The organism is Paracoccus sp. Ld10, assembly GCF_045064235.1.
Lineage (GTDB): Bacteria > Pseudomonadota > Alphaproteobacteria > Rhodobacterales > Rhodobacteraceae > Paracoccus.
The window spans coordinates 126,861-140,422 of record NZ_JBISHD010000032.1; the positions used below are offsets into that span (position 1 = coordinate 126,861).

Sequence of the window (13,562 nt, forward strand, 5' to 3'; positions counted from 1 at the left end):
CGCTTGGGTCGGTGGGCCCCCTCGGCCCGCGACTTCCCACCCTGCATGGCGAACAGTTTAGCCCCGGTTTCGGGCCTGTCGAGTGCTCTGCGACCGATCCCCCAAGTTATTTTACGCCCGCAGGCGGGGCGGGGGTGCGCAACCGCATGCGGGCGATTGTGCCTGCAAAAACGGCGCACTATCAGTGACGTTGCGGCAAGGAGGCCCAGATGCGCATCGAGGATTGGCAGCCCGACCTGATCAGCCAGCCCGGACCCAAGTTCCGCGCCCTGGCCAATGCCCTGCGCGAGGCTGCGCGGTCGGGTCAGCTGGCGCCCGGCACGCGCCTGCCACCGATGCGCGACCTGGCCTGGCGGCTGAGGGTCACGACCGGCACCGTCGCCCGCGCCTATCAGGTCGCCGCTGCCGAGGGCGTCGTCGAAAGCCATGTCGGGCGCGGCAGTTTCATCGCCGCGCCGCGTCCCCGCCGCCCGGTGCCGCAGCCGTTGCTGTACGAAAGCCTGGATGATCCCGCGTCGCTGCAGGGTCCGGCGGACCTGCGCATCCCGCAGCTGCCTGATTGCGGTCAGGCGCGTGTTCTGGCCACGCATCTGGGCGCGTTCGCCGCGGATATGGACGTGTCCATGCTGGATTACACGCCGCTCAGCCGCGACCGCGACTGTCGGGCCGCAGCCGTGGAGTGGATGGCGGTGCGGCCCCTGGGGACGGTGGCCGACGACGACATGGTGCTGACCCATGGCGGTCAGCATGCGATCACGCTGGTCATGGCGCTGTGTCTGGCCGATCAGCCTGCACAGGTCATGGTCGAGGCACTGACCTATCCCGGCATCACCCACGCCGCCCGCCTGATGCGCGCGCAGACCCAGCCCGTCGCGATGGATGGCCAGGGCATGATCCCCGAGGAACTGGACCGCGTCGCGCGCGCGACGGGCGCGCGGTTGGTCTGCCTGACGCCTTCGGCGCAGAACCCCACGCTGGCGTCGATGGATGCCATGCGCCGCGCCCGCATCGTCGAGGTCGCGCGGCGCCACGACCTGCAGATCATCGAGGACGAATGCTATGCGCCCAGCCCGCGCAGCGACGCCCCCCCCAGCCTGCGCGCACTGGCGCCGGAACGGGTGTGGCATGTCAGCAGCCTGTCCAAGATCATTGCCGCGGGTCTGCGTTTCGGCGTTCTGATCTGCCCCGAGGGGATGGGTCAGGCGGGGCGCGTCGCCGCCCAGCACAGCCACATGGGCCTGTCACAACCGATCACCGGGCTGGTCACGCGCCTTTTGAGGTCTGGTGATGCCGTCCGGATCGCACTGGAGGTACAAGCCATGGTCGGTGACCGACTGGCGCTGGCAAAGGACGCGCTTGTGGGACTGGACGCACGGGGGCAGGCGGGGGTTCCGATGATCTGGCTGCCTTTGCCCGCGCCATGGACGGCCACCGATTTTGCGGCACGGGCGGCGGCGGCGGGCGTGATCGTGCGGCCATCGTCGGATTTCTGCGGGCCGGGACAGACGCCGGTGGAGGGCGTGCGCATTGCGCTGAACTGCCGGATGCCGCGCGACAGGCTGGCCGCCGCGCTGCAGACCCTGGGCCAGATGGCCAGGTCCGGCCCCGGGGTGGGGCCGGACTGAGGCGTCAGCGCAGGATGCTGCGGCCGGCGTATTCGGCGGTGGCGCCCAGCATTTCCTCGATACGGATCAACTGGTTGTATTTCGCCAACCGGTCCGACCGGGCCAGCGATCCGGTCTTGATCTGACCACAGTTCGTGGCGACTGCCAGATCGGCGATGGTCGCGTCCTCGGTTTCGCCCGAACGGTGCGACATGACGCTGGTGTAACCCGCGCGGTCGGCCATGCGCACGGCGTCCAGCGTTTCCGACAGGGTGCCGATCTGGTTGACCTTGACCAGCAGGCTGTTGGCGCAACCCTGCTGGATGCCCTGAGCCAGACGCACGGGGTTGGTCACGAACAGGTCGTCGCCGACCAGCTGCACCCGGTCGCCAAGGCGGTCGGTCAGCTGCTTCCAGCCGTCCCAGTCATCCTCGGCGCAGCCATCCTCGATCGACAGGATCGGATAGGCGTCGCACAGCGCGGCCAGATAGTCGACGTTCTCGCCGGGGGTCAGGGACTTGCCCTCGCCCTTCATCTCGTACCTGCCGCCCTTGAAGTATTCGGTCGACGCGCAATCCAGCGCTAGCATGATGTCGTCGCCGGGGCGATAGCCCGCCTTTTCGATGGCCTTTAGGATGAAATCCAGCGCGTCGCGGGTGGACGACAGGTTGGGGGCAAAGCCGCCCTCGTCGCCGATGCCGGTGGACAGTCCCGCCGCCGACAGCTCCTTCTTCAGGGTGTGGAAGATTTCCGACCCCATGCGCACGGCCTCGCGGATGTTCTCCGCGGCGACGGGCATGATCATGAATTCCTGAATGTCGATCGGGTTGTCGGCATGTTCGCCGCCGTTGATGATGTTCATCATCGGCACCGGCAGGATGCGCGCGCTGGTGCCGCCGACATAGCGGTACAGCGGCTGGTTCGTGGCGTCCGCCGCGGCCTTGGCGATCGCCATCGACACGCCTAGGATCGCGTTGGCGCCAAGACGGCCCTTGTTCGGCGTCCCGTCCAGGTCGCACATCATCATGTCGATGGCGCGCTGTTCGGTCGAATCCTCGCCCACCAGATTTTCGGCAATCTCGCCGTTGACGGCAGCCACGGCGTCCAGAACGCCCTTGCCCATGTAACGGGACATGTCGCCGTCGCGCTTTTCGACCGCTTCGTGCGCGCCGGTCGACGCCCCCGAGGGAACGGCCGCGCGGCCCATTGTGCCGTCTTCCAGGGTCACGTCGACCTCGACGGTCGGGTTGCCGCGGCTGTCCAGGATTTCACGGGCGAAGATGTCGATGATGGCGGTCATAAGCGCACTCCGGTTGATGCTTTGCGCCTTGTTAGCGCCGCAAGCCCGGTTTCGCAATCTTCACGGAAAGCGGATGCGCGCCCAGATCGGCAGGTGATCGGATGCGTCACGCGCCCCCGCCTGATTGAAGACGCCGGTTTCCACGATGTCCAGGTTCGTGGACATCGCCATGCGGTCCAACCGCAGTCTGGGCAGGGGCGCGGGCCAGGACGGGCCAGGCGCGACGACCCGGAACCCCGCCAGTGATTCAAGGCCCCGGTCATCGCGCCATTCGTTGAAATCGCCCATCATCACGATATGGTCGTCGGCGATCCGCGCAGCCTGCGCGGTGATCCGTGCCAACTGCGCGCGCCGCGACGACCGCACCAGCCCCAGATGCGCGCCGATCAGGGTCAGGCCGGGCAGGCGCAGTGCGACCGCGCCGCGCGGCTCCAGCCCTGGCAGGGGCAAGCGGCGCAGGATGGCCTGTTCGGCCAGATGTGGGCGCATCAGGATGGTCTGACCGTGCCAGCCCAGACTGCTTTCGGTCGTGCCATAGATGTCGGCGGGCACAAGCCCGGTTTCCGCCTGTATCAGGTTGCGAGGCAACGCTTCGGGGCGGGCGCCCAGTCGGAAATCGACCTCCTGCAAGGCGATGATATCAGGGTCGAGCGCCCGGATCACCGCCAGGTTGCGCAGCGGGGCGTGCGGGCCGGTCAGCCCGCGGCATTTGTGGAGGTTATAGCTTGCGATCTTGAGCATCGATGCATCCGGACTGGGGTTGCGCATGATCCTGCCGGGGTTCGCGCCCGGCGCAAGGGGCAGGCGCGCACAACCCTGTCAGGTTCCGCAGAAAGTCTGGCGAACCGCCTGCGCTACGGTCGGTGCATGGGCAAGATCTGCCCAATCGTCACGCATGTCACGCGGATGAGTGATCGCGTCGAACAGCCGTTCGAACGGCACCATGTCCCCCGCCACGGCGGATGCGATGGCCTCTTCGACCCTGTGGTTGCGCGGAATACGCCGCGGATTGGCCTGCGCCATCGCGGCCCTGTCCGGCGACAGGGCCCGCCAGTCATGCGCCCAGACGTCAAAGGCAGCGCGATCTGTGAATTCGTCGCCCGCCGTGCCGTCCGACAAGCCCGCGAACACGCGGGTAAAGTCGGCCTGCTGTTCGGCCATCATCTGCAGCAGGCTCTCGATCAGCGGCTGATGCGCGGCACCGTCAATGCCCAGCTTGGCGCCGAACCGGCGCAGCCAGGCGGCCTGATACAGCGGTGCAAAGCGGTGGACGGCGGTGGTGGCGGCCTCGACCGCGGCCTCCTCGTCGCCCATCAGGGGGATCAGGCAGGTCGCGAACTGTGCCAGGTTCCAGACCGCGATCTGTGGTTGGTTCGCCCAGGCATAGCGGCCCTGACGGTCGATCGACGAAAACACCGTGTTCGGGTGATAGATGTCCATGAACGCGCAGGGGCCGTAATCGATCGTCTCGCCCGAGATCGCCATGTTGTCAGTATTCATCACCCCGTGGATAAAACCCAGCGCCATCCACTGTGCGATCGTTTCCGCCTGTGCGGCCACGACCCGGTCCAACAGCGCCAACGGACCGTCCGCGTCCGGGTAATGGCGCGCGATCACGTGGTCGGTCAGGGCCGCCAACCCGTCCTTTCGGTCGCGTACGGCGAAATACTGGAACGTCCCGACGCGGATATGGCTGGCCGCCACGCGGGTCAGCACCGCGCCGGGCAGGCCGCCCTGTTCGCGCCAGACCTGATCGCCCGTGGCCACCGCGGCCAGCGCGCGGGTCGTGGGCACGCCCATCGCGGCCATGAATTCGCTGACCAGATATTCGCGCAGCACCGGGCCCATCCACGCCCGTCCGTCGCCCCTGCGGGAGAAGGGCGTGGGCCCCGATCCCTTCAGCTGCAGATCAAAGCGCGCACCGTCGGGGGCCACGATCTCTCCCAGCAGGACGGCGCGGCCGTCGCCCAGTTGTGGCACAAAGCCACCGAACTGATGCCCCGCATAGGCCTGTGCCAAGGGCGAGGCACCCTGCGGGATGGCGTTGCCGGCCAGCATGTCGACCGTCAGCGCATCGCGGTCCAGCCCCAGCCGGTCCGCCAGCGGCCCGTTCAGGGCCAGCAGGCTGGGGGCGGTCACCGGGGTCGGGTCCACGCGGGCAAAGAACCCCTGCGGCATCCGGGCATAGCTGTTGTCGAAACGGATCATCGCGGTCTCCTTTGATCATTACATAGGAGTGCATCCCGGCATTGCCAGCCCGGAACCCTTGCGCCACAGGCGTCAAGGGCGTATCGGCATCCGGCAAAAGGAGCTGTCCCATGAAATTTCTCGACCTCGCCAAAGTCTATATCCGCTCGGGCGGGGGTGGCGCGGGCTGCGTGTCGTTCCGCCGCGAGAAGTTCATCGAATACGGTGGTCCCGACGGCGGTGACGGGGGCCGGGGCGGCGATGTCTGGGCCGTCGCGGTCGAGGGGCTGAACACCCTGATCGATTTCCGCTATCAGCAGCATTTTTTTGCCAAGTCGGGCCAGCACGGCATGGGCAGCCAGATGACCGGCAAATCCGCCGACGACGTCGAGCTGCGCGTGCCCGTCGGCACCGAGATCCTGGACGAGGACGAAGAGACCGTGATCGCCGACATGACCGAGGTCGGACAGCGCGTGCTGTTGGCCAAGGGTGGCAACGGGGGCTGGGGCAACCTGCATTTCAAATCCTCGACCAACCGCAGCCCACGCACCGCCAATCCGGGGCTTGAGGGGGTCGAGCGGACCATCTGGTTGCGGCTCAAGCTGATCGCGGATGCGGGTCTGGTGGGCCTGCCCAATGCGGGCAAGTCGACCTTTCTGGCGGCCGTGTCGAATGCGCGTCCCAAGATCGCCGATTACCCCTTTACCACGCTGCATCCGAACCTGGGCGTCGTGGGCGTCGATACGTATGAATTCGTGATGGCCGACATTCCGGGCCTGATCGAGGGCGCGTCAGAGGGGCGTGGGCTGGGCGACCAGTTCCTTGGCCATGTCGAACGCTCGAACGTGCTGCTGCACCTGGTTGACGGCACATCCGAGACCGTGGCCGAGGATGCGCGCACCATTCTGACCGAGCTGGCGGCCTATTCGCCGGTGCTGATGCAAAAGCCCCGCGTGACTGCGCTGAACAAGATCGACGCATTGGACGATGACGAGATTGCCGAACGCCGCGCCGCTCTGGAGGCGGAACTGGGTCACCCGGTCATGCTGATGTCCGGCGTGGCCCGCACCGGCGTGACCGATGTTCTACGCGCGCTGTGGACCCAGATCGAGCCGTCGCGTGCCCCTGTGACACCGGAAACGCCTGATGGGACATGGCAGCCGTGACCGTGCCGCAGCTTGGCGCGGCCCGCAGGCTGGTCGTCAAGATCGGGTCGGCATTGCTGGTCGGCCCCGAGGGCCTGCGCGGGGACTGGCTGCGCGGGCTGTGCGATGACGTGGCCGCATGGCGGGCGCAGGGCTGCGACGTGGTGCTGGTCAGTTCGGGGTCGATCGCGCTTGGGCGGCGGGTGCTGGGCCTGGCTGGTGGCGCGCTGCCGCTGGAACAGGCACAGGCTGCAGCAGCCGTGGGCCAGATCCGCTTGGCCCGCGCCTATGAGGAGGCGCTGGCACCACACGGCGTTGTCACAGCGCAGGTTCTGCTGACGCTGGAGGACAGTGCCGACCGCCGCCGCTATCTGAACAGCCGCGCCACGATGCAGACCCTCTTGGGTCTGGGCGTGGTGCCCATCGTGAACGAGAACGACACCGTCGCCACTGATGAGATTCGGTTCGGTGACAACGACCGGCTTGCCGCCCAGATCGCCGTGACCTGCGGCGCGGACCAACTGCTGCTGCTGTCCGATGTCGACGGGTTGTACACGGCGAACCCCAAGACTGACCCGACCGCCCGCCACCTGCCGGTGATCGACGCGATCACCCCCGAAATCGAGGCGATGGGTGGCGACCCGGTGTCGGGCCTGTCCAAGGGCGGAATGAAGACCAAGCTGATGGCGGCACGGACCGCGGTGGCGGGCGGATGTGCGATGGCGATTGCCGAGGGGTCGGTCCTCCGCCCGCTGTCAGCCGTCGCACAGGGCGCCCGGACCACGTGGTTCCTGCCCGAAGCCGATCCGCAGCAGGCGCGCAAACGCTGGATCGCCGCGATGAAGCCAAAGGGGACCGTCATTGTGGATGATGGCGCGCGCATCGCGCTTGGACGGGGGAAATCGCTGTTGCCCGCAGGTGTGGTGCAGGTGCAGGGCGATTTTGGACGCGGCGATCCGGTTGCGATCACCGACAATGCAGGTCAGCGCCTGGCGACCGGGCTGATCCGCTATACCGCGACCGAGGCCCGCGCCATTGCCGGTCACAAATCGGCGCAGATAGAATCGATCCTCGGGTATCCGGGCCGGGCGGCTCTGGTGCACCGCGATGACATGGTGACGTGAGAACTGCTTTTTGAGATTACCGAACCTCGACACAAGCACCGCACACGGGGGGTCCGGGGGGCTGGCCCCCCGGCCGTCGCGGGACGCAATCAGCCACCCACAGGGCGCCGCGCACCGGTGAGGCGGGCGACGCCCCTGCTGCGGGTCAGGCGGATCGCACCGGTGCCGGGCGACGGCAGCGACAGTACCGCATGACGCAGAGCCAAAATCGCCTCGTCGCTGCTGCGTGGCAAATCTGCGGGCATGATCGGTGCACCGATCGTCACGCGATAAGGCTGGGACGTCTTGTTCAGCACCTCATTGAACAGGGTCACGTCGCGCAATGTCGGGTGTATCTTGTCGAACAGATAGAACAGCGCCGAATTGCGTGCCCTGATACGCAGCGGAATGACCGGCAGGTCGAATTTGCGCGCGATCATTGCCGCACTGGCCATCCATGGCCGTTCGTTCAGGGTCAGCCCGGTCCGTTTGGCCAGACGGCCCGAAGGAAAGATCAGTCCGATGCGCCCCGCTGATATCGCGTCACGGGTGTAATCCATCGTCGCGCGGGTTTTGGCGTGACTGCGTTTCTCGACCCGCCATTCGACCGGCGCGATCATGTCGATCATCTGTGGCAGCACGCGGATCATGTCGTGGTTGGCATAGATGAAGACATCGTCACGCAACTGCGAAATCACCGCGTTCAGAAAGATCCCGTCCGCAATTCCGGTCGGATGATTGGCGACGATCAGTGCAGGGCCCGTCGCCGGAATATGCTCCAACCCATCGACCTGCAGGTCGCGGACGATCAGATCGCTCATCCGGCGAAAGATCTCTGTCGGGGGAAGGTCGCGGAACTCGGCACCTAGATCCACGGTGCGCGGATAGCGCAGCAAGTGCATCATCGCCCACCGCGCCACACGGTCACGCGGACGACCCGAGAACAGCCATGGCGCCCGCTCCGCAATCAGCGGGTCCAGGCGCGCCTGCATCTCGGCACGAGCCTCCTCATGCTTGCCCATCGCGTCCCCCTCAGTGTCCCGCAGCGATCATGCGCGAGACCATCTCGCGTGTATTGCGGCTCAAACCCGCCAGAGATGCGATCCGTTCCAATGCATTGCGCGCGTGGACGCCGCGGGCGGCGTCGTATCGGGGCCATGTCTCGAACGCCGTGGACATGCGCGCGGCGATCTGCGGGTTGGCCGCATCCATGCGGATCAGCCAATCCGCCGTAAATGCGTATCCCGATCCATCGGCCGCATGAAAGCCCGCATGGTTCGCAGCCAGGCCGCCCAGCAGCGCGCGGAAGCGGTTGGGGTTCTTCCAGTCGAAATCGGCGCGCGCGGCCAGACGTTCGGCGATGCCCACCGCATCCGACGGGGGGGCGGCCATGACCTGAATGCCAAACCACTTGTCCATGACCAGCCGGTTTCCGGCGAATTCGTCATGCAGCATCCGCAGCGCGTTTTCCCCGCGGCCGATGCGCAGCAGCACGGCCAGCGCGGCCATGCGTTCCGTCATGTTCCCGGCAATGCCGAACAGCACCTCGGCCCGGTCACCACCGTCGATCCGGCCCAACAGCCCAAGCGCCGCAATGCGCAGCGACCGGCGCGCCGCCGCATTCGCATCGGGCGAATAGGGGCCCTGCACGGTCATCGTGTCGTACAGGTCGGCAAGCAGGCCCTGATGCTCCAGCGCGATGCGGCGGGTCAGTCCGGCGCGCGCCTGATGGATCGCGTCCGGGTCGGGCGTGGTGCCGGTGGCGGCCAGGCGGGTGGCGATCTCTTCCTCGCCGGGCAGGTTCAGACATAGCGCGCGGAACGCCGGATCAGCATCCGCATCGGCTGCCAGTGCGCCGATGGCCACGATATAGTCCTCGCCCGCGTCCTGCCCTTGCGCCAGTTGCGTCAGCGCGGACAGTGCCAGTTCGCGCCCCGCCTCCCATCGGGCAAAGGGGTCAGTGTCATGCGCCAGCAAAAAGGCCCGCGTGGCGTCGTCCATCTGCCGCCGCAGCATCACCGGGGCGGAAAACCCGCGCAGGACCGAGGCGACAGGACGTGCCCCCAGACCCTCGAACGTGAAACTTTGCCGATCCCCGGTCATCTCCAGCACGCGGGTCGGGGCGACCTCGTCGCCGTTGGGGCCGATCAGCCCGACCGCAATCGGAATCACGCGGGCGGGCTTGTCCGGCTGACCCGGTGTGGCCGGGGTCGATTGCGCGAAATTCAGCGTCAGCGTGCCGTCCTGCCATGTTTCCTCCATGGTCAGGACCGGGGTGCCAGCGTCGGTGTACCAGCGCTTGAACTGGGACAGGTCACGGCCCGTGGCATCCTCGAACACCTGCAGCCAATCCTCGATGGTGGCGGCATCGCCGTCGTGGCGGTCGAAATACAGGTCCAGCGCACGGGCATAGCCCTCGTCTCCGACCAGCCGTTTCAGCATGCCGATGACCTCGGCGCCTTTTTCATAGACCGTCGCGGTATAAAAGTTGTTGATCTCTTCGTACCGGTCGGGGCGCGGGGGATGCGCCAACGGGCCTTGATCCTCACGGAACTGACGGGCGCGCAGGGTCTGCACATCCTCGATCCGCTTGACCGCCGCAGATCGCAGGTCGCTGGTGAATTGCTGGTCCCGAAAGACGGTCAGCCCTTCCTTGAGGCACAGCTGGAACCAGTCGCGACAGGTGATGCGGTTACCCGTCCAGTTGTGGAAATATTCATGCGCGATCACCGCCTCGATGCGTTCGTAATCGCCATCGGTCGCCGTGTCCGGCGAGGCCAGTACCAGTTTCGAGTTGAAGATGTTCAACCCCTTGTTCTCCATGGCACCCATGTTGAAATCATCAACCGCGACGATGTTGAACACATCCAGATCGTATTCACGACCGTAAACGTCCTCGTCCCACCGCATCGACTTGATCAGGCTCTCCATCGCAAAGCCTGCGCGGTCCTGATCACCGGGACGGACCCAGACGTTCAGATCAACCGCTCGCCCGGACCGGGTGGTGAAATTGTCGCTGACCGCCACCAGATCGCCCGCGACCAGCGCAAACAGATAGGCCGGCTTGGGCCACGGGTCGTTCCATTCAGCCACGCCGTTCTCGGCATGCACCGGGTTGCCGTTCGACAACAGCACCGGCAGATCGCTGCGCAGGGTTACGCGGAACGTGGTCATCACATCCGGACGGTCGGGATAAAAGGTGATGTGCCGGAACCCTTCGGCCTCGCATTGGGTGCAAAAGATGCCGCCGGAAAGATAGAGCCCCTCAAATGCGGTGTTGTCCTGCGGGTCGATGCGGACATCTGTCGCCAGCGTGAAAGGCACGCGGGGCAGGGCGGCGGCGCGGATGGTCAGCGTTTCATCGTCGCGCAGGATGTGATCGGGACCGACTGCCTGTCCGTCAATGACCAACGATTGCAGCCGCAGGCCAGCGCCTCCGTCAAGGACCAGATCAATGGGATCGTCCGATGGTTCCAGGTCCAGTTCTGTCAGAACGATGGTGTCGCGTGGTGCCAATGTCACGTCCAGACGGGTCTGCGACAGGGTGAACGGCCACGGCAGGTAATCGGCAAGGTGCTGGACTGGCTGCGGTTTATCAGCGGACATTGGCAGCGGCCTTTCGTAAAAATACAGCCGCAAGAGGAACCCCGGCCTTTGCTTTGTGTTAATGGGCTGAACGCCGGCTCGCAAGGCGTGGCATGGGGCGTTGGCGATTGACAGCCGAAGGGCCACACGTCACAGGTTTGCGACGTAAACCGGTCAAAATACAGTCTGAATCGGAGACCTGCATGAGCTATGATCCCAACGATCCGAACCGCGTGAAACCCGGCACCACCCCCAAGGAAACCTATGTCGAGCCCGTGGAGCGCAAGTCCTCCGCGCTGCCGTTGATCATCGGTGTCCTGCTGGCACTGGCGCTGGCGTATTTCGTGCTGCAGCGGTTCATGGCTGATGACACGACTGTTGTCGAAGGCGACACGACCTCGGTCACGACCACCGAAACGGCGCCTGAGACGACCACGGCCCCCGCCGTCGTTGAAGAGCCCGAAGTCAATGACGCCGCATCCGAGGCAGAGGCTGCTGCAGACAACGCTGCTGCCGAGGCCGAAGCTGCCGCCGAAAGCGCGTCCGAGGCTGCTGACGACGCCGCCGCTGGTGCCGCCGATGCGACCGACGAGGCCGTTGATGCTGCTGGCGCCGCAGCCGACAGTGCCGTTGACGCAGCAGGCAATGCTGCAGACGCTGCCGGCACTGCGCTTGATAACGCATCCGATGATGCCGGCGAAGCCGCATCGAACGCTGCCGAAGCTGCTGCCGAAGCTGCGGACAGCGCGGCGGATGCCGTTGACGATGCCATCAGCGTCGAAGAGCCCGCACCAGCGCCGATGACCACCGAGCCGGTTCCGACCGAACCGACGACCACGACGCCGGCACCGGCCAACTGATCGAATTGATGCTGAATGATGAAGACGGCCCGGGTGCACACGCGCCCGGGCCGTTTTCGTATTGAGACGATCAGATTGGAATAACCACCGTACCTGGCCGCATGAACGCCGTCGGTTGAGCACGGACTTGTGAAACAATCTTTCGCGATGCTATGACAGCTGCAACGCAGGATCACCACACCAGGGGGCATCAAGCCATGAAGATTGGCGCGACGAGGGAAAGTTTTGATGGCGAGGCGCGGGTGGCGATTACGCCATCAACCGCCGGACATCTTGGCAAACTGGGACATGACGTGTTCGTGGAAAGCGGCGCAGGCGCACGCGCCGGTTTCTCTGACGACGACTATCGTAAGGCGGGCGTGACCGTTTCCCAGACCAGCGCCGAGCTGGTCGGGGCAGTGGACGTGCTGACAAAGGTTCGCCAGCCGACGACGGCCGAACTTGGCCAGATGCGGGCCGGGCAGACGCTGATCTCTTTCTTTCAACCGGCGCAGAATGCCGAATTGCTGGCGCAGGCCAAGGATCAGGGCATCACCGCCATCGCGATGGACATGGTGCCCCGCATCAGCCGCGCGCAAAAGATGGACGCGCTGTCGTCCATGGCCAACATTGCCGGCTATCGCGCGGTGATCGAGGCCGCGAACAATTTCGGCCGCTTTTTCACCGGACAGGTGACGGCGGCGGGCAAGGTTCCGCCAGCCAAGGTGCTGGTCGTGGGCGCAGGGGTCGCGGGTCTTGCGGCCATCGGCACGGCAACCAGTCTTGGCGCGCAGGTCTATGCGTTTGACGTGCGCCCCGAAGTGGCAGAGCAGATCGAATCGATGGGCGCCGAGTTCGTCTATCTGGAATTCGACGCGCCCGCGCAGGACGGTGCCGCGACGGGCGGCTATGCCGCGCCCTCCAGCCCCGAATTCCGGGAAAAGCAGTTGGCGCGGTTCCGTGAACTGGCGCCGCAGATGGACATCGTCATCACCACGGCGCTGATCCCCGGTCGCGACGCGCCCAAGCTGTGGACCGCCGACATGGTGGCCATGATGAAGCAGGGCAGCGTCATCATCGATCTTGCGGCCGAGAAGGGCGGCAACTGCGACCTGACCGTTCCTGACGAGCGCATCGTGACCGACAACGGCGTGGTCATTGTCGGGTACACCGACTTTCCGTCGCGCATGGGCGCGCAGGCGTCCGAGCTGTACGGCAACAACATTCGCCATTTCGTGGCCGACCTGACGCCCAAGAAAGATGGCGTCATCGTTCACAATATGGACGATGACGTGATCCGGGGCGCGACCGTCGTGCATGATCACGACGTGACCTGGCCGCCCCCGCCGCCCAAGGTCGCGGCCATCGCGGCGCAAAAGCCCAAGGAAAAGAAAAAGACGCTGACCCCCGACGAACGTCGCGCCGCAGAGGCCGCCGGGTTCAAGGCGGACACCACCAGCCAGATCAAGCTGCTGGTCGGCGGCGGTCTGGTTGTGCTGCTGATCGGGCTGATCGCGCCCGCCAGCTTCATGTCGCATTTCATCGTCTTTGTGCTGGCCTGTTTCGTCGGCTTCCGGGTGATCTGGAACGTGGCGCATTCGCTGCACACGCCGCTGATGGCCATCACGAACGCGATCAGTTCGATCATCATTCTGGGCGCGCTGATGCAGATCGGGTCGGGATCGGCCTGGGTCGTGATCCTGGGCGCGCTGGCCGTGCTGATGGCATCGGTCAACATCTTTGGTGGCTTCATGGTCACCCGGCGCATGCTTGCCATGTTCCAGAAGTCGTAAGGGGTC

General features: G+C 65.7%; 10 protein-coding genes. 5 read left to right on the forward strand and 5 right to left on the reverse strand.

From position 1 onward, the window contains the following. Window positions 1–209: 209 nt before the first annotated feature. A complete protein-coding gene (locus ACJJVR_RS14460; protein WP_405405593.1) occupies window positions 210–1,625 on the forward strand; it encodes a PLP-dependent aminotransferase family protein in 1,416 nt (471 codons plus the stop codon). Between the two features lie 4 nt (window positions 1,626–1,629). Here the strand turns inward: ACJJVR_RS14460 and eno are convergent, their stop codons facing one another. The 3 genes from eno to ACJJVR_RS14475 all read right to left on the reverse strand — a co-directional run bounded on the left by eno (window position 1,630) and on the right by ACJJVR_RS14475 (window position 5,112). Beyond that, the gene (gene eno / locus ACJJVR_RS14465) at window positions 1,630–2,904 is read right to left on the reverse strand and encodes a phosphopyruvate hydratase (RefSeq protein WP_405405595.1); all 1,275 of its coding nucleotides are present in this window, start codon (window positions 2,902–2,904) and stop codon (window positions 1,630–1,632) included. 60 nt (window positions 2,905–2,964) lie between these two features. Next, window positions 2,965–3,645 (reverse strand): endonuclease/exonuclease/phosphatase family protein, encoded by a 681-nt coding sequence (locus ACJJVR_RS14470; protein WP_405405597.1) that lies wholly within the window; start codon window positions 3,643–3,645, stop codon window positions 2,965–2,967. Window positions 3,646–3,723: 78 nt separating this feature from the next. Then, window positions 3,724–5,112, reverse strand: coding sequence for a protein adenylyltransferase SelO (locus tag ACJJVR_RS14475; RefSeq protein WP_405405599.1), 1,389 nt, complete (start codon window positions 5,110–5,112; stop codon window positions 3,724–3,726). A 110-nt stretch (window positions 5,113–5,222) separates the two neighbouring features. Here ACJJVR_RS14475 and obgE point away from each other — a divergent pair, with 110 nt between their 5' ends. Then, a complete protein-coding gene (gene obgE, locus ACJJVR_RS14480) occupies window positions 5,223–6,257 on the forward strand; it encodes a GTPase ObgE (protein WP_405405600.1) in 1,035 nt (344 codons plus the stop codon). Then, window positions 6,245–7,360 (forward strand): glutamate 5-kinase, encoded by a 1,116-nt coding sequence (gene proB, locus ACJJVR_RS14485; RefSeq protein ID WP_405405602.1) that lies wholly within the window; start codon window positions 6,245–6,247, stop codon window positions 7,358–7,360. Before obgE ends, proB begins: the two co-directional genes overlap by 13 nt. A gap of 89 nt (window positions 7,361–7,449) precedes the next feature. On the opposite strand, the gene ACJJVR_RS14490 is transcribed toward proB, so the two are convergent. Together ACJJVR_RS14490 and pepN are read right to left on the reverse strand one after the other, a co-directional pair. Next, entirely contained in the window at window positions 7,450–8,361 is a 912-nt protein-coding gene (locus tag ACJJVR_RS14490) for a 1-acyl-sn-glycerol-3-phosphate acyltransferase (RefSeq protein WP_405405603.1), read from the reverse strand. Between the two features lie 10 nt (window positions 8,362–8,371). Then, the gene (gene pepN / locus ACJJVR_RS14495; protein WP_405405605.1) at window positions 8,372–10,945 is read right to left on the reverse strand and encodes an aminopeptidase N; all 2,574 of its coding nucleotides are present in this window, start codon (window positions 10,943–10,945) and stop codon (window positions 8,372–8,374) included. A 182-nt stretch (window positions 10,946–11,127) separates the two neighbouring features. On the opposite strand from pepN, the gene ACJJVR_RS14500 reads away from it, so the two are divergent. Further along, on the forward strand, window positions 11,128–11,784 hold the full coding sequence (locus tag ACJJVR_RS14500) for a hypothetical protein (protein WP_405405606.1): 657 nt from the start codon (window positions 11,128–11,130) through the stop codon (window positions 11,782–11,784). 197 nt (window positions 11,785–11,981) lie between these two features. Next, entirely contained in the window at window positions 11,982–13,556 is a 1,575-nt protein-coding gene (locus tag ACJJVR_RS14505; RefSeq protein WP_405405608.1) for a Re/Si-specific NAD(P)(+) transhydrogenase subunit alpha, read from the forward strand. Window positions 13,557–13,562: the final 6 nt, after the last annotated feature.